At 37.4% G+C, this 20,785-nt stretch carries 18 protein-coding genes; 6 read left to right on the top strand and 12 right to left on the bottom strand.

What is annotated here, in order from left to right:
• The first annotated feature begins 522 nt into the window (after positions 1–522).
• On the top strand, positions 523–2,181 hold the full coding sequence (locus ACY2RT_RS12025; protein ID WP_490156166.1) for a T9SS type A sorting domain-containing protein: 1,659 nt from the start codon (positions 523–525) through the stop codon (positions 2,179–2,181).
• Between the two features lie 66 nt (positions 2,182–2,247).
• Here ACY2RT_RS12025 and ACY2RT_RS12030 read toward each other — a convergent pair whose 3' ends face one another.
• The 4 genes from ACY2RT_RS12030 to ACY2RT_RS12045 all read right to left on the bottom strand — a co-directional run bounded on the left by ACY2RT_RS12030 (position 2,248) and on the right by ACY2RT_RS12045 (position 7,409).
• Positions 2,248–3,498 (bottom strand): T9SS type A sorting domain-containing protein, encoded by a 1,251-nt coding sequence (locus ACY2RT_RS12030; RefSeq protein ID WP_490156167.1) that lies wholly within the window; start codon positions 3,496–3,498, stop codon positions 2,248–2,250.
• 212 nt (positions 3,499–3,710) lie between these two features.
• Entirely contained in the window at positions 3,711–5,618 is a 1,908-nt protein-coding gene (dnaK, locus tag ACY2RT_RS12035; RefSeq protein ID WP_490156168.1) for a molecular chaperone DnaK, read from the bottom strand.
• 154 nt (positions 5,619–5,772) lie between these two features.
• Positions 5,773–7,044, bottom strand: a complete 1,272-nt coding sequence (locus tag ACY2RT_RS12040) for a Y-family DNA polymerase (RefSeq protein WP_490156169.1) — start codon at positions 7,042–7,044, stop codon at positions 5,773–5,775.
• Complete coding sequence (locus ACY2RT_RS12045; protein ID WP_490156170.1) at positions 7,041–7,409, bottom strand: S24 family peptidase; 369 nt, start codon at positions 7,407–7,409, stop codon at positions 7,041–7,043. The genes ACY2RT_RS12040 and ACY2RT_RS12045 overlap by 4 nt, the downstream gene beginning before the upstream one ends.
• A gap of 125 nt (positions 7,410–7,534) precedes the next feature.
• On the opposite strand from ACY2RT_RS12045, the gene ACY2RT_RS12050 reads away from it, so the two are divergent.
• On the top strand, positions 7,535–8,959 hold the full coding sequence (locus ACY2RT_RS12050; protein ID WP_490156171.1) for an L-serine ammonia-lyase: 1,425 nt from the start codon (positions 7,535–7,537) through the stop codon (positions 8,957–8,959).
• Here ACY2RT_RS12050 and ACY2RT_RS12055 read toward each other — a convergent pair.
• Positions 8,956–9,417, bottom strand: coding sequence for a nuclear transport factor 2 family protein (locus ACY2RT_RS12055; protein ID WP_490156172.1), 462 nt, complete (start codon positions 9,415–9,417; stop codon positions 8,956–8,958). The genes ACY2RT_RS12050 and ACY2RT_RS12055 overlap by 4 nt on opposite strands.
• Positions 9,418–9,483: 66 nt before the next feature.
• On the opposite strand from ACY2RT_RS12055, the gene panB reads away from it, so the two are divergent.
• Positions 9,484–10,302 (top strand): 3-methyl-2-oxobutanoate hydroxymethyltransferase, encoded by an 819-nt coding sequence (gene panB, locus ACY2RT_RS12060; protein WP_490156173.1) that lies wholly within the window; start codon positions 9,484–9,486, stop codon positions 10,300–10,302.
• Positions 10,302–10,988 carry an RluA family pseudouridine synthase gene (locus ACY2RT_RS12065; RefSeq protein ID WP_490156174.1) on the top strand — a complete coding sequence of 229 codons (687 nt, stop codon included), beginning with the start codon at positions 10,302–10,304 and terminating at the stop codon, positions 10,986–10,988. The genes panB and ACY2RT_RS12065 overlap by 1 nt, the downstream gene beginning before the upstream one ends.
• Here the strand turns inward: ACY2RT_RS12065 and ACY2RT_RS12070 are convergent.
• The 3 genes from ACY2RT_RS12070 to ACY2RT_RS12080 all read right to left on the bottom strand — a co-directional run bounded on the left by ACY2RT_RS12070 (position 10,985) and on the right by ACY2RT_RS12080 (position 13,441).
• Complete coding sequence (locus ACY2RT_RS12070) at positions 10,985–11,641, bottom strand: response regulator transcription factor (protein ID WP_490156175.1); 657 nt, start codon at positions 11,639–11,641, stop codon at positions 10,985–10,987. The two genes, ACY2RT_RS12065 and ACY2RT_RS12070, sit on opposite strands and share 4 nt — an antisense overlap.
• On the bottom strand, positions 11,631–12,296 hold the full coding sequence (locus ACY2RT_RS12075) for a sensor histidine kinase (protein WP_490156176.1): 666 nt from the start codon (positions 12,294–12,296) through the stop codon (positions 11,631–11,633). Before ACY2RT_RS12075 ends, ACY2RT_RS12070 begins: the two co-directional genes overlap by 11 nt.
• A gap of 800 nt (positions 12,297–13,096) precedes the next feature.
• The gene (locus tag ACY2RT_RS12080) at positions 13,097–13,441 is read right to left on the bottom strand and encodes a hypothetical protein (protein WP_490156177.1); all 345 of its coding nucleotides are present in this window, start codon (positions 13,439–13,441) and stop codon (positions 13,097–13,099) included.
• 279 nt (positions 13,442–13,720) lie between these two features.
• On the opposite strand from ACY2RT_RS12080, the gene ACY2RT_RS12085 reads away from it, so the two are divergent.
• Together ACY2RT_RS12085 and ACY2RT_RS12090 are read left to right on the top strand one after the other, a co-directional pair.
• The gene (locus ACY2RT_RS12085) at positions 13,721–14,539 is read left to right on the top strand and encodes a peptidoglycan-binding protein (protein ID WP_490156178.1); all 819 of its coding nucleotides are present in this window, start codon (positions 13,721–13,723) and stop codon (positions 14,537–14,539) included.
• An 89-nt stretch (positions 14,540–14,628) separates the two neighbouring features.
• The gene (locus ACY2RT_RS12090; RefSeq protein ID WP_490156179.1) at positions 14,629–17,238 is read left to right on the top strand and encodes a patatin-like phospholipase family protein; all 2,610 of its coding nucleotides are present in this window, start codon (positions 14,629–14,631) and stop codon (positions 17,236–17,238) included.
• Here the strand turns inward: ACY2RT_RS12090 and ACY2RT_RS12095 are convergent.
• From ACY2RT_RS12095 to ACY2RT_RS12110, 4 genes are read right to left on the bottom strand one after another with little or no spacing between them, the layout of a single operon-like run.
• Complete coding sequence (locus ACY2RT_RS12095; RefSeq protein WP_490156180.1) at positions 17,235–18,083, bottom strand: 5-oxoprolinase subunit C family protein; 849 nt, start codon at positions 18,081–18,083, stop codon at positions 17,235–17,237. The two genes, ACY2RT_RS12090 and ACY2RT_RS12095, sit on opposite strands and share 4 nt — an antisense overlap.
• Entirely contained in the window at positions 18,076–18,804 is a 729-nt protein-coding gene (gene pxpB, locus ACY2RT_RS12100; protein ID WP_490156181.1) for a 5-oxoprolinase subunit PxpB, read from the bottom strand. Before pxpB ends, ACY2RT_RS12095 begins: the two co-directional genes overlap by 8 nt.
• On the bottom strand, positions 18,801–19,535 hold the full coding sequence (gene pxpA / locus ACY2RT_RS12105; RefSeq protein ID WP_490156182.1) for a 5-oxoprolinase subunit PxpA: 735 nt from the start codon (positions 19,533–19,535) through the stop codon (positions 18,801–18,803). Before pxpA ends, pxpB begins: the two co-directional genes overlap by 4 nt.
• The gene (locus tag ACY2RT_RS12110) at positions 19,532–20,758 is read right to left on the bottom strand and encodes an Nramp family divalent metal transporter (RefSeq protein ID WP_490156183.1); all 1,227 of its coding nucleotides are present in this window, start codon (positions 20,756–20,758) and stop codon (positions 19,532–19,534) included. Before ACY2RT_RS12110 ends, pxpA begins: the two co-directional genes overlap by 4 nt.
• Positions 20,759–20,785: the final 27 nt, after the last annotated feature.

Consider the following 20,785-nt stretch of genomic DNA (forward strand, 5'->3'; position numbering starts at 1 on the left):
AACACCGGAACAGATCAAACAGGAATTCAGAAGGACTGTAAGTTTAAACTTTACACTGTTGATCTGCCTTTTGCTTATTGGTTTTTTTACTATAATTTATTATAATTTATTTCAAATCTGATGCTAGTATCGGAAAGGAATTTCTTGGAGATAACGGATTACAATTTGTTACCCTGTTCGTTCTGGTGATAACGATCATTCTCTTTGGTATTCTGGGAATACTTGAAGGAAGAGAATTGGCAGCCATATTATCTGGTATTTCCGGCTATATTCTAGGAAAAGGCATTAATAATAACCGAACTAAAGATAAGCCACAAAAACCGCCCACCGGTTAAAATATGACTATTAATATATTGAACTAAAGATTGTCCAAAACTTCTTTATCTGATCTGTATATCAGTGTTTCGTTACATAGTATGCAGATCATTTATTATTAAACCTATAAAAAATATTTCCTGTCAATTTCAAATTTTGAAAACCCTACCTTAAATACTATCTTACAGGTCCAAATACTACAATTCTATGAAATTTATATACTTTTTTTTATTTAGCCTTTTTTCAATTATTTCTTTTTCACAAACTTCTTTTCAGAAAAAAATAAAAACCAAGCCTGTTACCTACAGAGCCGTTGTAACTCCTATTGTGGCAACTATAGCCTATCAGGGATATGATGAAACAGAGGCTTATTTTGGTGAAGGAGAATACGAAATATTCTTAGACAACCTTGACGGTATCTTGGACAAACCCATCATCATATTAGATGGTTTTGATCCCGGGGACAATAGTAATATCACCGACCTGTATGATAGTTTGAACTTTAATAGCCAAAATATGGCTGATATTTTACGTGATGAAGGCTTTGACATTGTCGTATTGAATGCACCTCAGTATAATACAAACGGAAAGGATATAGATGGTGGCGCGGATTACATTCAGCGAAATGCAATGGTTTTGATAGAATTGATCAATTTTCTGAATGATCAAAAAGTAGGTGATGAAGAATTAGTGATATTGGGGCCAAGTATGGGCGGATTGATCGCACGATATGCCTTAGCATATATGGAACAAAATAGCCTGGAAGCTGAAACCCGTTTGTTTCTTTCATTTGATTCGCCCCACAGAGGTGCCAATATTCCTATAAGTTTACAATATTTGATCAATTATCTGGCAGAACAATTAGGTGATCCAGATGCACAAGCAGTTATTACTACAGTACTTAACTCTGCTGCTGCAAAAGAAATGCTTTATGATCATTACTTAGGACATTTGATGAATGGTTCTAACTATCTGCAGGATCCAGCCAAGTTACTTCCTGTAGGTGCACCTAATTTCAGAGATGCCTTTCAAGCCGAATTGGATGCACTTGGTTTTCCACAACAGGTACGAAACGTATCAATGGTAAATGGAAGCTCTCAGGGAACAACTACAGGAACGCCGGGGATGCAGGTTGTAGATACTACTTTGGATTTTGGAAGTGGAGCTACGGCAGATGTAACCTTGCATTTCACGCCGGAGGCCGGTCAAACAAATACCGTTACCAATTTCAATTCTTTTTTGTTTGGTATTCCAGTGGACTCCTTTGAAACAAATGCCGAATCCTTTGCTAACAGTGATGGTATAGATGCCTCTCCTGGAGGGACTTCCAATATATCCAACGCATTGGGAGCAGTTGGAGGGAACCCGGTGATAACCGACTTTATAAATGCTTTAAACCAAGATGAGTTCTCCTTTATTCCGGTCATCAGTAGTTTAGCTATAAGCAATGAAGACGATTGGTTTACAGCCCCGGATATTGGAGGTATACATACATCTCCTTTTGTCAATACCTATATTCCTGCTGAAAATGAAACTCATGGTGTAGTAACACAAGCCAGTGCTCAATTTGCATTAGACGAAATACGCAATGGTGTTTTAGGGACAACAGCTTTTGAATTCAATGATAAGTACCTCCTTGCTAAAAACCCAGTTGAAAACGCTATTGTATTAGAATTAAATCCTGTCTATTTATATTCTAATATTGAAATATCTGTATTTACTATTACCGGGCAGCAGGTACTCTCCCGTAAATATGCAGCTCCTTCAGGCCAAATCGATATAGTCTATTCTTTCCGGTCGGGTATGTATATCTTACAGATAAATGACAATGAAAGAACCTATGCCATGAAGTTTATAGTAAATTAAAATAATTAATTACAGTAATATACAGAAGGCAAAACTCTGCAATTCATTTAAACATTTCACAAGACCTTATTTTTTTATAATGGTATAAGTACGTCTTCCATCATTGGTATGGAAATCTAAAATATAGGAGCCGGCTGGATAATTAAACTCAAAAGAATAAGTTTTCGTTCCGGCGCCTGCTATACGGTCTCTGGTTAATCGTTCTACCAACTGGCCGTTGAGAGTATACAGCCCTAATAATAAGTTATCGGTATGTTGATATTCAACTTCAATATTTAGCCGGTCAACAATTGGCATTGGTGCAATGGTAATTTTCAGATCAGGTGTCGGCGTTGTAACCTGATCAAAATCACTTATTGAGAGTGTACCATTAAATTTATAAATGGTCTCTCCGGAACAGTAGGCCAAATTTTCATTTAGAAAAATAAAACGATTTAAATTGAACCCCAGGTTCATATTTTCCCATGTGAGCCCACCATTTGTTGTTCTATGGAACCCCGTTCCATGTCCTCCCATCCAACCATGCGTAGGATTAATAAAACCAACTGCTTGTATAAATTCTTCAGGAGCATCCCATTGCTCCCAGGTAGCACCTGAATCAGAAGATTTTATGAGTTTTCCCTGAATATTAGATTGTACAGATCCAAATATGCGTGTATTATTGTCCATAAGCTGAAGTTTCCAGACATAATCTCCAGCATAATCTGAAATAAAGATCTGGTTCCATGTTAAACCTCCGTCAAATGTTTCAAGGACAACACCTCCATTGGTACCATTTCCAGAAGCAAAACCATGTAACTCATCAATGAAAAGTACTTCCACTAAGCCTTCTGCATGTGCAGACATGTCAATATAAGTCCAATTAGTTCCTCCATCTGTAGATTTGATAATATATGCAGGCGAAAAATAGGCTCCACAACCATAAATAGTAGAAGTTCCCACGGTATCCAGGCCACATATGGCATCCGGGTTTGGGCTAATGGTTACCGGTGACCATGTAGTACCACCATCGATGGTCTTATAAAAGACCCCGTCCAATGACCCCAAAAAACCTACATTTTCATCCAGAAATTCTATATTTCTAAAATAAAAACCTCCTGCAGAAAATTGCAGTACCCAGGAATTACCACCATCGGTAGTTTTATAAACCACTCCGGACGGGCCATTGGCTGCCCAGCCAATATCATTGTTAATAAAAAACACATCATCAAATCGTCCAATCCCTGATGGGGCATTTGGTAATTCACTCCAACCATCCTGACCAAAAGTCAATAAACAAATAAAACAACATAGTAGGGTACTTATAGCTTCTTTCATAACATTTTTTTAGTATTACTATCAAACTTATGCATATTTATGATAAATTTATAATGATTGTCAAATTTATTGGGCAATGCCGAACAATATTTCCTTTCTTAGTTAATCTAAATGTAAAGAATTCATCTTTTGAAAGTATTAAAAAAGCCCGATAGAAACTATCGAGCTTTTTTATGGAAATTCTTCGCTTTTGCTCAGAATGACATACTTATTTACTTCACTTCTTCAAAATCTACATCCTCAACATCACTGTTCTCTTCTCCATTTTGCGAAGCAGTATCTGCGTCTGCGTCGGCTCCGGGAGTTCCCTGTGCTTCTGCCTGTGCTTTGTACATCTCTTCGGAAGCTGTTTTCCATGCTTCGTTGATCTTATCCAACGCAGGTTGAATAGTTGCTACATCTTTTGTCTCATAAGCTTTTTTCAGCTCTTCCAGTGCATCCTCAATTGGTTTCTTTTTATCGTCAGATAATTTATCCCCAAATTCTTTCAATTGCTTTTCTGTCTGGAAGATCATTCCATCAGCTTCATTCAGCTTATCCGCTTTTTCTTTTACCTCTTTATCCGCTTCCGCATTTGCTTCGGCTTCGGCTTTCATTTTTTGGATTTCCTCCTCAGTTAATCCACTGGAAGCCTCAATACGAATGTCCTGCGTTTTGTTGGTAGCCTTGTCTGTAGCACTTACTTTAATGATACCGTTGGCATCAATATCGAAAGTTACTTCAATTTGAGGCACACCTCGTTGCGCAGGTGGAATTCCGTCCAAATGAAAACGACCAATTGTCTTATTGTCATTTGCCATAGGTCGCTCCCCTTGTAAAACGTGAATCTCTACACTTGGCTGATTGTCTGCAGCTGTTGAAAATATTTGTGATTTCTTAGTAGGGATCGTCGTATTCGCATCGATCAATTTCGTCATCACACTACCCATAGTCTCAATACCCAAAGAAAGTGGTGTTACATCCAGTAACAGTACATCTTTTACATCTCCTGTCAATACCCCTCCTTGAATAGAAGCTCCAACAGCTACCACCTCATCCGGGTTTACCCCTTTACTTGGCGCTTTTCCAAAGAATTTTTCTACTGCTTCCTGAACGGCAGGAATACGGGTAGAACCTCCTACTAATATAATCTCATCAATATCGCTTTTAGAAAGTCCCGCTGCATTTAGAGCTGTTTCGCAAGGCTTAATGGTTCTTTTTATAAGGTCATCGATCAATTGCTCAAATTTCGCTTTGGTCAATGTTTTTACTAGGTGTTTAGGTCCACTGGCAGTTGCTGTAACATAAGGTAAGTTGATCTCAGTCTGTGCAGCCGAAGACAATTCGATCTTCGCTTTTTCAGCAGCTTCCTTTAAACGTTGTAACGCCATTGGGTCTTTACGAAGATCCATATCTTCTTCTTTCTGAAACTCATCTGCTAACCAATTGATGATCTTCTGGTCCACATCGTCACCACCCAGGTGAGTATCTCCATCGGTAGACAATACTTCAAAAACACCGTCTCCCAATTCAAGGATGGAAACATCATGAGTACCTCCACCAAAGTCAAATACCACGATCTTCTGGTCTTGTCCTTTTTTATCAAGTCCATACGCCAAAGCTGCCGCAGTTGGTTCGTTAATGATACGTCTTACCTTTAGGCCTGCGATCTCTCCGGCTTCTTTAGTGGCCTGACGCTGACTATCATTAAAATATGCCGGTACGGTGATCACTGCTTCGGTTACATCTTGTCCCAAGTAATCTTCGGCAGTTTTTTTCATTTTCTGAAGCACCATCGCACTCAATTCCTGTGGTGTATACAAACGGCCATCAATATCTACCCGTGGTGTATTATTGTCCCCTTTTACCACTTTAAAAGCAGCACGATCAGCTTCTTTTTTAGATTCGGAGAACTTATTTCCCATAAAACGCTTAATGGAAGAAATAGTTTTAGTAGGATTGGTCACAGCTTGTCGTTTTGCCGGATCTCCTACCTTAATTTCACCACCTTCCACAAAGGCAATTACAGAAGGTGTTGTTCTTTTACCTTCGGCATTAGGAATTACAGTCGGCTCGCTACCCTCCATTACGGCGACACACGAGTTGGTAGTTCCTAAGTCGATTCCAATTATTTTACTCATAGTATTATAGTTATATTTTTTACTTAATTCAATTTTATACGCGGTGTATATGACAATGATTATGCCAGTGGACATTTTATGACAGGGTGTCAGTTTCAATGCTTTTATAAAAAAAGAAGGATCAGGCTACCTAGATAGAATCAGTTTCTTGCTTCTATTCACTACTTACTTCCAACAACTCTCCCCATTGGGTTGTATACCGAGGGCTGCGTTCTTTTTTAATAAGCTCCCATTCGTTAATTCGGGTTCCTATCATCGCGGAGGATACGGTAGATTTACCATATTTATTGTTGATTTTATCAAATGTGCGGATAAGTTCATTCTTGTTCAACCCGGAAGGCTGATGAAACAGGTTTCCCTGCACATATTCCTGCGGAATGATTCCGCTCAGGCAAACACCCACTTTTTTGTAACGATACCCAGGCTTGTAAATAAGGCGCAGCGCCTTACGGGCTTCTATGATCAAAGCAAATGTATCATTGGTGGGAACTGCCATGGTTACAGTTTTACTATTGGAGTATTGCTCGTCTACATTACTGTGATAATTGGTATGCACAAAGACCTGTACATAAGTAGCACAGGATCTTTGGGCCCGCAAGACTTCACTTACTTCACTAATATAGTATGCACAAGCTTCTTCAATTCGCCCCAGGTCCCTCAGTTTTTGCCCAAAGGATTTTGCTGTACCTATTCCCTTTTTCGGTTTAGGCACTACAGTAAATTCTAAACAGGATTCACCATTCATTTCACGCCACATGCGCTCACCTACCACGGTCATTTCCTTTCTCACCCATGCCAGGGGAAGTTGGGTAAAATCATAAGCTGTATGAACCCCAATATTTTGCAATCGCTTCGTATGTTTTCTGCCAATACCCCATACATCTCCGATCTTTGCCCAACGTAGTGCTTCGATACGTTTTTCTTCAGAATCTATTACAAATACGTGATCATTGCCTATTACTTTCTTTGAAATCCTGTTCGCCAATTTTGCCAATACCTTCGTCGGCGCAATTCCCACGCCCACAGGCAGGCCCAAATGATTATAGATCTTATTCTTTATCCGGTGTCCGTAATCGTTTAGATTTACGTGCTCCATGCCGTTTAGGTCCACAAAAGATTCATCAATACTATACACTTCTACTTCCGGAGAAAAAGTGGTAAGAATGTTCATTACACGCTGTGACATTTCTCCGTATAACGTATAATTGGAAGAAAAGAAGGTTACCTTATTCTTGACAAGGTGTTTTTTAATTTTAAACACCGGTTCAAACATTGGGATATCTGCCAATGCCTTTGCTTCTTTGTTAGCTGCAATTACGCAGCCATCATTATTGCTTAGAACCACCACGGGTTTACCCCAAAGGTCAGGACGAAATACCTGCTCACATGAGGCATAAAAACTATTACAATCTACCATTGCGATCATAGCGTATAGTGAATTATGTAGGTAATAATTCCCCAAAGGATAAGCTCTTTTTCTGAAGAGACCTTCGGAATACGAATTACCTTAAATTCTCCATCTTCCACTACCAATGCTAACCTCCCTATTGCAGCAGGCAATGATCTGTCTACCAACAATACATCCCGATGTCTAATATTGAATCCTTTATAACCATTACCGGTTATTCGAATAAAAAAGGTAGCATCCTGATTGTGCATTAACTCTTTATGCAAATCAATAGGCGCCTCCATATAGTGGGTAGCAGCACTGGGAAAGCCTGTTTGTTTTGAGACTTCCGGCTGGTGGCGGTGTTTTGTTTTCTGAAGTTTTCCAGAAGCAGTAATCTCCATAATGCAAAAATATGGAATTATTCCTAATATATGGAATATTTCCAATAAAAGATATTTGTGGAAATGTATAAATCACGCCAGCCGATACATTAAAATTTCTTAGGTTTGACCCCATTATCTGACCTATGGAAAGTATTAGTGTTTTTGATATGTTGAAAATTGGTGTGGGACCTTCCAGTTCCCACACGCTAGGCCCATGGCGAGCTGCGAGACGATGGATTGGCGAATTAAAAAGTAAGGGGAAGTTTGACAAAATCAATGAAGTTTCTGTTGATCTGTATGGTTCTTTATCCCTTACCGGGAAAGGCCATGCAACAGATATTGCCGTACTATTGGGCCTTAGCGGATTCGACCCTATCACATTCCCCACTGAAAAAATTGAAACTGAAATAGCGCAGATTACTTCAAAGAACAGGTTAAGCCTCAATAGTGAACTGGAGCTTTCTTTCAAGCCGGATGAACATATAAGGTTTAACCGAAAATTCTTAGAGTTCCACCCCAATGGAATTACATTTCGGGCAATACTGAAAGATGGAAAAAAGGTTGCTTCAACCTATTATTCAATTGGTGGTGGATTTGTAGTGCAAAAAGAGCGAAAGCGTGCAAAGAAGAAGTTACAAAAGTTTGCGCAATTCCCCTTTCCTATTCAAACTGCTACCGATCTGCTAATACATTGTGACAATGAGGGAAAATCCATTAGTGAAATGGTTCTGGAAAATGAACGGTCATTGAGAAGTGATGCCGCTATTCGTAAAGGACTCAAAGAAATTTGGGATGTGATGCTTGATTCTATGTACGTAGGCTGCCATACACAGGGAAAGCTTCCCGGAGGTCTCAATGTACAGAGACGTGCTTTCGATATACATAAAAACCTGATTGGTGACGCTAAATACTCAAACCCGGAAGAATGGCTTGAGGCTATTAGAGGTACTACAGTAAAGTTCAGGCAAATATTAAAGTGGGTTTCATGCTTTGCACTCGCCGTGAATGAAGTGAATGCTTCGTTGGGAAGAGTAGTAACAGCACCTACCAATGGAAGTGCCGGAGTGATTCCTGCAGTACTAATGTATTATATGGTCATTGAAAATCACGATGCTGATTTTGATGATGTACAAAAATTTATGCTGGTTGCAGGAGAAATAGGAAGTTTGTTTAAAAAAGGAGCTACTATTTCGGCAGCAATGGGTGGGTGTCAGGCAGAAATTGGGGTTTCTTCGGCAATGGCAGCAGGAGCTTTAGCAGAATTAATGGGTGGTACTCCGCAACAAGTTCAAATGGCAAGTGAAATTGCTATGGAACATCATTTGGGTTTAACATGTGATCCTATTGGTGGTCTGGTGCAAATCCCCTGCATAGAACGCAATGCTATGGGGGCCATTAAAGCCATAAACGCTTGTGAAATGGCTCTGGATGGAGACCCGACACAGGCAAAAGTCCCACTGGATAAAGTAATTGCCACTATGTGGGAAACTGCAAAGGATATGAATACCAAGTACAAAGAGACCAGCGAAGGCGGATTGGCAGTAAAGGTAAGCCTAAGCGACTGCTAGCTTTTACAGCTGGCTTTTCGCCTTGAATCTATAAGATGGACTATCTTCCAGCCGTTATCTGTCTTGGCAAGTGTAAAAGCATTGGCTCCACAATGACTAAACGCATCATTGAACCAAAATTCATAAGGTGTCCAAACATGTGCCAGATTGCCATCGATTTGTACAATATAATCTAAAAGGCGTTCATCCCACCTATCAGTTTCGGGACGCTTTGCTATTGCATTTATCAAATTATCGGCATCTCCATCTTTTACATGGCTTTTTCCTTCCTTATCTGTAAAAACAGTTTGCATGAGTACAGCTGGCATCATTACGGAACGCATTTTAAGTGTGTCTCCTTCATGGAAACCATCAAAAAAGGTGTCGATAACTTGTTTGGCATCGGCTTCAGAAAATTCATTTTGAGAAAGAGATACTATAGATATCAGAAGGCAGAGAGTTGAAAGAAGTAACTTCATAAGAGAATGTTTAAAGATTGATTCTCAAAATTAGTACTTTTACCGCTCATTTTGTTACAAAAATATATGTCAGTAGCTAAAAAGGAATACAAACGTATTACTACCAAGACTTTGGTGGATATGAAAAAGAAGGGTGAAAAAATCTCCATGCTTACCGCTTATGATTACACAATGGCCAAAATTGTGGATAGTGCAGGCATTGATGTGATTTTGGTAGGAGATTCTGCTTCCAATGTTATGGCAGGACACGAGACCACTTTACCTATCACACTCGACCAGATGATCTATCATGCAGCTTCGGTAATTAGGGCTGTAGAGCGTAGTTTGGTTGTAGTGGACCTTCCATTTGGAAGTTACCAAAGCGACCCTAAAGAAGCGCTGCGCTCTTCTATTCGTATTATGAAAGAAAGTGGTGCTCATGCTGTAAAGCTAGAAGGAGGGAAAGAGATAAGAGAATCTATAAAACGTATTTTGAATGCCGGGATTCCTGTAATGGGCCACTTGGGACTGACTCCACAATCTATTTACAAATTTGGGACCTATACGGTACGTGCGAAGGAAGAAGAAGAAGCCAAAAAACTAAAAGAAGATGCTTTATTGTTGGAGAAAGCCGGTTGTTTTGCCATTGTTTTGGAAAAAGTCCCTGCTAAATTAGCAGAAGAAGTAGCTCAAAGCTTAACCATTCCTATAATTGGAATTGGAGCAGGTAGTGGTGCAGATGGGCAAGTATTGGTAACACATGATATGCTGGGAATGACACATGAGTTCAATCCGCGTTTTTTACGGAGATACCTCGATCTGTATTCTGATATGTCGAATGCCTTTCAGCAATATATCAAAGATCTGAAAAGTGGTGATTTCCCAAGCGATAAAGAACAATATTAATGCATACTACCGTTGAAAATCTTCAGATTTTGTATGAAGATAATCACTTAATTATTGTCAATAAACGCCCTGGCGATATTGTACAGGGTGATAAAACCGGGGATACTCCTCTATCGGAAATTGTAAAACAGTATATCGCCAAAAAATATAACAAACCCGGAGCTGTATTTTTAGGCGTGGTGCATCGGTTGGATCGTCCAACAAGTGGCATCGTCGTATTTGCGAGAACTTCAAAAGCACTTTCAAGATTGAATAAATTGTTTTCTGAAAGGGAAACGCAAAAGACCTACTGGGCAGTTGTAAAAAATGGACCTCCGAAAGATTCAGATACTTTAATTCATTTTCTGAAACGAAACACAAAACAAAACAAATCTTACGCGAATAGTAAAGAGGTACCCGACAGTAAAAAGGCTATTTTGAGTTATTCAATTATAAAAAAACTGGATAATTATGTTTTATTGGAAATAGACTTGCAAACCGGAAGGCATCACCAAATAAGAAGTCAACTTGCTGCCATAGGTTCCCCCATAAAAGGAGATCTAAAATATGGTTTTGACCGAAGCAACAAAGATGGAAGCATACATCTGCATTCAAGAGAATTAGGCTTTATACACCCTGTAAAAAAAGAAGAACTATCAATAATTGCTCCACCACCAAATAATAGTATTTGGAACGCTTGTATTTAGATCGAAATAATATTGTTCTTTAATGCATAGATAACCAATCCTACTCTATTCTTTATATGAAGTTTATTAAAGAGTTCCTGGCGGTACCCATCAATGGTTTTAGGACTTAAATTCATGACTCCTGCAATTTCTTTATAGGTCATTTCGCTGCATGCCAATTGCAGGAATGTGATTTCATTTTCTTTTAGCACTAACTGATTTTTTTGTTGTCCGGGCTGCAAAGAATGTAAAAGAGTTGTGGCAACTTTTTCAGAATGATAATAGCCTTTAGTAATAACTTCTGTCAATGCTTCCTGAAGTTTATCCGGGTGAATATCTTTCAATAAATAACCTTTTGCCCCTCCACGCAACATTTTTAAAATGGTTAATTCATCATCTTCCATGGACAGTGCTAAAACTTTGATATCCGGGTGGGTGCTGGTAAGCCATTGTACGGTTTCGAAACCGTCCATGACCGGCATATTAATATCTAATAAAATAATTTCCGGCAATGCATTAGCAGCTTTCATTTGCTGCTGTAAATCAAAACCGTTTTTGGCATGGTATAAAACTTTGAATCCGGAAAAAGTATCGATTAGTTTTTCTAAGGAACCGGCAAAGAGTAAATGGTCATCTACTATAGCAATGGTGTGATTTGTGGGGTTATTTGTCATGGGTATAGGGATATTTTAAAAACAAGTTGGTTCCTTCTCCAATTTTCGAAGTGATCGATAAATCTGCTTCTAATAATTCTGCGCGGCCTTTCATGGTTTGCATGCCGCTGTTTTCACTGCTCTGAGTAGGATCAAATCCTACGCCGTCATCTTTTGCAGTAATTTCCAGTTCCGCTTCTTTATAATTTAAATGTACTAATAAATTATTTGCTTTCGCATGTTTTATAACATTTGAAAAGAACTCCTGTAAAATTCTAAAGATGATAATTTCATTTTCACTTTTAATAAAGGCTTCATTTCCTTCAATTTTAAAAGTAGCCTCTAGGAAGTTGAGTCGATTAAATCTTTCCAGTTCCAGTTTTAAAGAAGTGACAAGTCCGTTTTTTTGAATAACATCACTATTGAGAATTTTCGACAATGAGCGGATTTCGGTAACAGATTCTTTAACCACTTCTTTAGTTTCTTTGATTTGGTCATGGAACTTCAACGGAGTTGTATTTAGAAGCATATTTAGTTGTATGTTCGCTACAGATAATAATTGCCCTACATTATCATGTAGTTCCCAGGCAATGTTCTTTAACGTTTGTTCCTGTATTTCGAGTTGAGAATTTGCAAGTTCTTTTTCAAATTTTTGTTTTGCTTCTAAGCGCTCCATCAGAAATTTATTTTTCCTTCTTTGAAATGCAATGACAAATATGATTGCAAAAACAGCAAGGAAAAGTAATATAGCAACAAAGTATATAATTAATAATGCTTCTTGCTGTAATAATGGTTCTTGTTCCGGGCGCATATAAAAAATCCTATGATATAAAGAGAATACATAATGAAATTACAGCTAAAGATAACCTGAATATATAAATTGAAAAACTCAGGGTTATGTGATTCACTAAAATAAGTACTATAAATAAACAATGGTGTTGTACACAAATGAAATATCAATGCAGCTACAGAAACATAAAAGGGCAGCGTTTTGTGCACCCTCAGAATTTCATTACTATTAAGAAGTTCGAGGTAATAAAAGAATATACTAAGAAATATCAACAGGGTACCAACTATGACCGTAAATGGTGAAAAAGCTACAAAGTAGATTCCTGAAAAAGTCAAATACAAAACACTGGTAAGAACAAAGAGGGTTAAAAGCACATTTAAAACCCTCTTAAGATTCTTTGACTTCAGATAAAGCTTAAAGTATGTTACATAGAATATCATACTAATGAGTAACTGTATGTTGTACAACCAATAGTTCTGTTCGAAAACAGTTCCCTTCAATGAGTTTAAAAATGAAAAATCATTTATAAAATAATTGTACCAGCCAATGATTTCTACAAATACTGTAAAAGCTAAATAGTATACCAGTATTAATGAAAACCTATCGCTAGATTTTCTATAATAGTATATAGATAGTAAAAAAGCTATTAATTCTAATAAATTGAAAAATAATCGTGTTTCCAATGACTAGTAAATATTAGGGGGCCAACCGCCTCCTACAGTGTTTAGTGAATCTATACTATAGTTATTGGGAGAATCTGCTTTAATACCATTTGTAGGAGCTAAAAACACAGTATTTTGTTTAGACTTTGAATTGTTATAGGCAGCAAGGTATATTCTAATGCCAGGTTCAGAAGTTCCGATATGATTCTTTTTTACATATGCCAGAAACTCTTCTAATTCCTTCACACTAAACACAAAATCTCTAACATCTGATCCCAGATCCCTATCTATTAAGGACGCACGGGGGTTCCAGTTGTTATACAATGCTCTTGCTTCGGTTTCACTAATACATTTTGACGGTTTTTCCATAATAATTGGGTTTTTAAAATTAGTACTTAAAAATAGTCAAAAACTTAGTCCAGCCTTCCATTAAATCATTAAAAAAGGGAAAATCCTGAGAATAGAAACAGGGTTTTTCCTTATCATTTTCAAGAAAAAACCTTAAATATTTAGGTAAATACCTCTTGTACAGATTTTTATTATAAAATAGCTTTCTACTCGCTATTCCTGTTCAAAAAGTATCTAACGGATTTATTTTTTAACTTTTACAAATAAAAAAACCAATAATAAAGATTAAAAGGGCCAATCATGAAAAAAACATCTTACAAAAAAGAGCTTTCCATTAAAGCAACACAAAAGAGAAAAGGTACGGAAAATAACAAAAAAGATGTTATGAAAATCCAGTCATGGCTTTCTTTGTACGCAATTAAAAATCCAAGTGCCGGTACAGCCACATCCATAGATGGTGATTTTGGCCCTGCAACTGAAAAAGCCGTAAAGAATTTTCAAAAAGCGATGAATTTGCCCGTTTCCGGAATTGTTACCAAACTATTGTTTTCAAAATTATGCGCTCCTATGGAAGAAGCTTTTGAGAAACCGCTCACAGTTACAAACTTAAGAGACTTGGTCGTAGAAGCTTCAGAGAATCATCTAAGCAGTTTTGCTTACGAACTACAAATTAAAGGGGCTTCTAATAGTGGTCCGTGGGTACGTGCTTATATGGATGGTCATGAAGGTTCTTCGTGGTATTGGTGTATGGGATTTGCTCAAACAATCATAGACCAGGCTGCCAGTGCACAAGGGAAAAATTTTAAAACCCTGTTCCCTCTAACCTATAGTTGTGATACCGTTGGCAACAAAGGGATAGAAAAAGGGTTGCTTAGCAGGTATCAAGATATAAGAAGAGATCCTTCTTTAATAAAAGCCGGAGACCTTTTTTTATTGCAAAAATCCAGATTCGACTGGATACATACAGGAATTATAACTGCTGTAAAAGATGATGTTATTGAAACTATTGAAGGAAATACAAATCAGGCAGGTTCCAGAAACGGTATTGCCGTAATGAAAAGAACTCGGAATTTTCAAAAATCCAAAATAGATGTATTTTCAATAGCGCCCTTAGTGTAAAACAGTTATTCTGCTTCATTATGCAGAAAGTTTATTGTTTTGCTACTTTCTTATCTGTAAATTAGACAATCATACCTTAACTACCTTCCATGGCTGAAAAAAAATCAAGAATTGCAAGATTTATCGCAGGTGTTAATCACTTGATACGGTCGTTTAAAAACTTTGTGAAATCATCTATTTTAAGCCTCATTATCATCACCATCATTTTGCTGCTCCTAACACAAATGGATCAAGCATTTACTATGATGGTGGACCTCATTGAAAACCGCGGGTTATCACTATTTCTTTCATTTCTTTTTATTAACGCATTGGCTATTGCGCTTTCTCATTTTCCAATTTATACGTATTACGCTGCTGATCTAAACAATTCGGAAGATTTTACCAATTGGAAGAAGGTGTACCCCTTTAAATTTTGGCCCTTAAAACATTTTCCCATTTTTATCTTTACAACTAATAAAGATTCGGGGTATACTCCGGACAATTGGGCAAATTATTTGCGGTATTTTATCGGTTTACTCATTCACGGGGTATGGATTCATTTTATAGTAAGTAGTTTTGCTCCTAACCTCATCTTTGAAATATTCCCTTTAGGGCCTGTTAAGGCTGTCATCTATTCTTTACTAGTTGTTCCTTTTATCCTATATATAATTTTCAAAGAAAAGTTTACAAAACTCACGTCACAGACAGACAAAAACGGAGATGGCTTGTCTGATCTTAAAAAAACAGAAAATTATAATAAACTCAATAAGCTATACAAAAGGCTTGGGCTTTGGTACTTCTTTATTGCATTATCAAACCTATTATTACTACTCATTACAATTTTTGCAGGGAATTTTAGCCCGGGAGGTTTTGTATTGATCTTATTGACCAGTTATGCGTTTATGTTTAATTATGTGTTTTTCAGACTTTTAAGAACAAAGTTTTCTAGAGTTAAAAAAACACTAAAAAGCCCCTTATTACTACCTGCTCAACTATTTATTGGATGGATAAAATTTCTTGAAAAATCTGAAAACTATATTGCATTATTCAATTTGAATTTTCTCTTTTCAATTTTTTTACTTGTTTACTCAACTATCGCAAGTATCAAAGGATGGGGATTAAACAACGGAATCCCTATACTTCTGGCCTTCTTCTATTTCTATTATTTTATTATTGCCAGTTTAGGAAAATATTTCTTTGTCACTAAAAAAATGAATTTGTTTGGCACCAGAAAATACCGAGTTATTTTTGGAGTTTCTTCTGTTGTTGTAATACTTCTTTTCATTACAAACTGTGCCAATGTAGAAGTTACAACACACGAACTTGATCTGGTAAAAAACAATAAGGTTGAAATTCTAGAAGACCGGTTTTTAGATAGTCTTTCAGCCAAAAGTGATAACACCTTATTCTTTATTGCTTCTCATGGCGGTGGGCTTAAAGCCAATGTATGGACCCTAAATGTCTTGAATAGGCTACAACAAAGAACCAAAGGGAAATTGCTTAACCAAACCATTGCTATGTCCGGAGCATCCGGAGGCTCTCTGGGATTAGCACTTTATACAGGCTTATATAAAGAAAATGGTATTGATACTAATACAATTCAAGAAAAAATTGATAAAATCTCCGAGGAAAATTATACTTCATTAGACCTTACACTCACATTCGGCTTGGATAGCTACCGTAAATTATGGCCTCTCAGCCAACGCATAGGGTTAAGGGACAGGCCTTATTATGCCATGGTGAAATACCAAAAGAATGTGGATGATACCAACAGAAAAACGCTTGATAGTATTTCTTTTAGAGACTATTGGAAAGAAGCATTTACTAAAACCGGATACTTCCCGTCTCTTATTATGAATACTGCCGGTACTAAAGGAAGCAGAGGTATTTTATGGTCTGTAAAACAAAATGATTTTAATAAGGTATTTCCTTTTGCTGAAAATCTTGCCGACCTATACGATGAAACCAAAACGATCCCTTTCTATCAGGCAGTTTCTACTACCAATCGTTTTCCTGTCTTTAGCCCTGCCGCAAAAATTCCCGGTTACGGCCACTACATAGATGCTGGAGCTATTGACAACAGTGGCTTGTTGGGTTGCTTAGATTTACACAATTATCTTCTTAATTATAAGAAATCTGTGATCGGAGATAAACAAATTGCTTATTTGGAAATTATCAACAGTAAAACATTGTACATTAACTACTTGATAAATAGATTTAAAGAAGAATACAATATTGAACACATTATTAAAAATGAAAATGAAACTGATAATATCATTGTAGATTTAAAAACCGGTTTAAACCTGGATAAGATTCCCGGATATTTAAGTGATTATATCACCAATTGGGAAAATACTCAAAACGGAAACATACGATACTTTAAAATTTTTATGCCACATAAAGTTTCGTTTGATGATGTAGAAAGTTTTTTTGATGGAAAGATTGAAAATGGGGATAATGATGTTTTAAAAGACTTACAACAATTCTTAGACAAAAAGAACAAAGAGATTCTTGATAAGACCGAAGATCCTGAAAAATCATTCTTTGATCCATGGAAGTTTTATGAACCCACCCTCTCTCGCCATTTAAGTCGAAGTAGTTTACTTTATATTGAGCGTATTTTAGAACACCCGCTCTTGGACAATCAATTTGAAGAGATTGAAAAATTGGTCAATACTCAAAAAATAGAGAAAAATGAGGACCCTAAAATGTCGTTCTAATCTATTAGTTTAAACTTCACTTCATCTCCTGCTCCTTTTTGTGCCAATAAGTTAATCGCTTCCTCCCTAAGTTGTAAAACCCTTGCATAACCACCGGTAGTCTGTGCATCGCGCATTAAGACTGCGCATCTTCCGGAAGGCATCAATTGGACTGTTCCCGGTTGAACAGGTGCCGTAATGATCTCCTTTGCTGAAAGTGCTTCATATCCTTTTAATAGATAAGCCATGCGGTTGCTTTCCGGTAAAATAATGCCAGTAGTGTTTAGTAGTTGTTGTTGAAACAGTTTAGACAGCAGACTAAACTCAGGGCCTTTATTAACTTCAATTATGGATGATGAAAAATACGATCGGTGTATCTTCACCGAAGCTGTAACATTAGATTGTACACCAGTATAGGGAGCAATGAGTAATTGGTCTCCGGTATCAATAGAGTGTTTTAAACTAATACCTCTGTAGTAACTATAACTTTCCATCACATATTCGGTCTTAAATCCACCAAGAACAGATAAATAAGCGCGTAAACCATATCCCGGAAGTCCGAATTTAAGAATGCTCCCTTTCTGAATTTGAATACGTGTATTCAAAGGAATTTCAATATCGTTAAGTGTAGGTGAAAACCCTGCACCGGTAATGGCTATTTCTGTGGCTGTATCAAAGCGAAGTACGGGGCCGATATATGTAATCTCCATTACAGCTTCGGTTCTGGCATTTCCTACTAAACGATTTGCCAATCGGGCCGAATAACTATCCATGCTCCCTCCTAACGGAACTCCATACTTTCGGTATCCATAACGGCCCAAGTCCTGGATCGTTGTGTAGAATCCCCCGGAGATGACCTTAACCATTGTACACCTCCTTTTTTATTTTGTAAGTTCCATTTTCAATTTGAGTTCCAATTTCCATGAACTCTTTTCTAGAAATTGAAAAAAAATTCACATAATCTCCAGCTAGTAATAAGCTGGGAGGTCTTAATTCCGAAGAAAAAAAATGGAGAGGGGATCTTCCCAAGATATTCCACCCCCCAGGTGAATCCAACGTATATATACCTGTCTGGCCTGAACCAATACCCACAGATCCTTTTTCAACATATCTTTGTGGGGTCTTTTTTCGAGGAGTATGCAATCGTTCTTCCAATCCGCCCAAATATGGAAATCCCGGAAGAAAGCCAATGAAAAAGACTTTATATAGTGGTTTTGTATGCAACGAGATCACTTCTGAAACAGATAAACTGTTAGTGGAAGCAATCGTTGCTATGTCCGGTGCAAAAGCACCTTCATAACACACTGGAACAGAAACTACATATTTTTGTTCTGAAGTAATCTTTGTTGTTTTAAACTGAGTGCTTTTGAGTTTTTTCAAAAAATCTTTTGCAACTATACTCTCATCCAAATATACTGCCAGTGAACAATATGCCGGTACCGTCTCTATAATTTCTTCAGGAAAGTTTTGAGAAATAAAATTGCTGTACCACAGCACCTCAGCATTCTCTTTTTCGTCAATGCCGGCATCCCAGCTGGCTAATAGCGCATGTTCACCAAATTCTTGCCAAATAGGTAGTTTTTTCATAGGAGGGCTATAGCATGTTTTTTCAATTGCTCCTGGATGTATTGCAAAATAGCTATCGAATGTGTATGGTCACTATGAATACAAAACGTAGCTGCTGTTATTTCTTTTTTTTCTTCAGAGACGGTACTTACACAACCTTCATTTACCATTTGGAACAATTGCTGCCAAGCTACTTGAGGGTTATCGATCACAGCATTTGGTTCTTTTCTGGAGACCAATGAAAGGTCACTATTGTAACGCCTGTCTATAAATGCTTCATATACCAAGGGTAATAAGTTTTCAGCCTTTTTAGCCAAAATAGAGGCGAAAGGAACATACAGTTTTGGGCGAGCTTTTGTAGCTACAATAGCTTCTACAACGGCATCAGCTGTAGGTGCATCTTTAGCTGCAAGATTATACAATGCACCGTGCAGTTTTACATGGTGCACTTCAATCTCTTCAGTCTCGCAAACTGCATAAAAGTGTAATAACTGGTCAAAAATAGCAGCTGTTAGTTCACTTTTAGTAATTGTTAGTACTTTTCTTCCAAAATTATCCCTGTCTGGAAACGAAGGATGTGCCCCTACTTTTACCTTATTCTTTTTAGCTAATTGTATTGCTGTACGCATGGTCTTTTCATTTCCAAAATGCCCCCCACAAGCTATACTACATGATGAAATAAATGGCATTATGGACTCGTCATTTCCTGTCCCTTCTCCTAAATCGGCATTGATATCAATTAATTTTTTCAAAACAAAATATTAAAAACTTTCAAAAGACTCTTTGCTCCTAAGATAATCGTTGTTAGTAGAATCAGAACGCCTAAAATATTCTGAACCTTTGAATTTCGATAAGATCCCATTACCATACTCCGGTTCACCACCCAAAGTAAGAATCCGGTAATAATCGGCAACAGCAGACCGTTAGCTACTTGTGCAAATTTTATGATCTCAATGGGTTTAACTCCTATCGATGAAAATATAATCCCTAAAACTAAAACAAAGATCCAAACGGCTCTGAACTTGTTTGACCTTAGCCCTCCACTCCATCCAAAACATCCTTTTGCTACGTAAGCTGCTGCTAATGGTGCGGTTATGGCTGAAGTAATTCCGGCAGCAAACAAACCGATACTTAAAAAATATTTTGAAAAACTCCCGTACAAGGACTCCAGACTCTTTGCCAGATCTGAAGCATTGGAAATTTCCGAAGACTGAATGGCTGTAGCTGAAATTATAATTGCCATCGAAACTATTCCTCCCAAAATAATAGAAATGTATAGATCTTTACGGGCCGCTTTTAAATCGTTTATATCTTTCCACTTCTCTTTTACCAAAGAAGCATGTAGAAATAGGTTGTACGGTACTACTGTCGTACCAATAAGTGCTATAATGGTAAGCCAGCCTTCTTCGGGGAAAGCAGGTATAAACATTCCTTTCAATACAGCCAGTATATCTGGTTTGGTAAGTATTGAAGTAATTATAAATGACAAACTCATTAAGATTACGAGTGTGACCAAACTACGCTCAATTACTTTATAATTTCCTATGTAGAGCAGCCCAAATGCCAGTACCCCTATTATAAGGCTCAATACATTAATTTCCAGATTCGCTATGGATATGGTCTTTTCTGAAAAAAGTGTTTGTAATCCTAATACGCCTCCACTAATATTTCCGGCTTCGTAGGCTGCATTTCCAATGAGTATCGCCGAAAGGATCAATAGAATAGCAATTATTCTAAAGGCAGGGATGCTTATTTCATTTTTTACTGTTTCGGCAAGTCCTTTTCCAGAGGCCAGTCCTAAACGTGCTGCCATCTCCTGAAGAACAATGGTAGCAATAATTGACAAAACCATTGCCCAAAGTAAGGTAAACCCAAACTGTACACCTGACAAAGTGCAAACGGTAACTGTACCGGGACCAATGAATGCTGCAGCCACTAAGGTTCCAGGGCCAATATTCTTAAAGAGATTTTTCAATAGTAGATATATTTTAACTAATACCGT

The sequence above is a fragment of the Ulvibacter sp. 2210JD10-4 genome, from assembly GCF_058148525.1.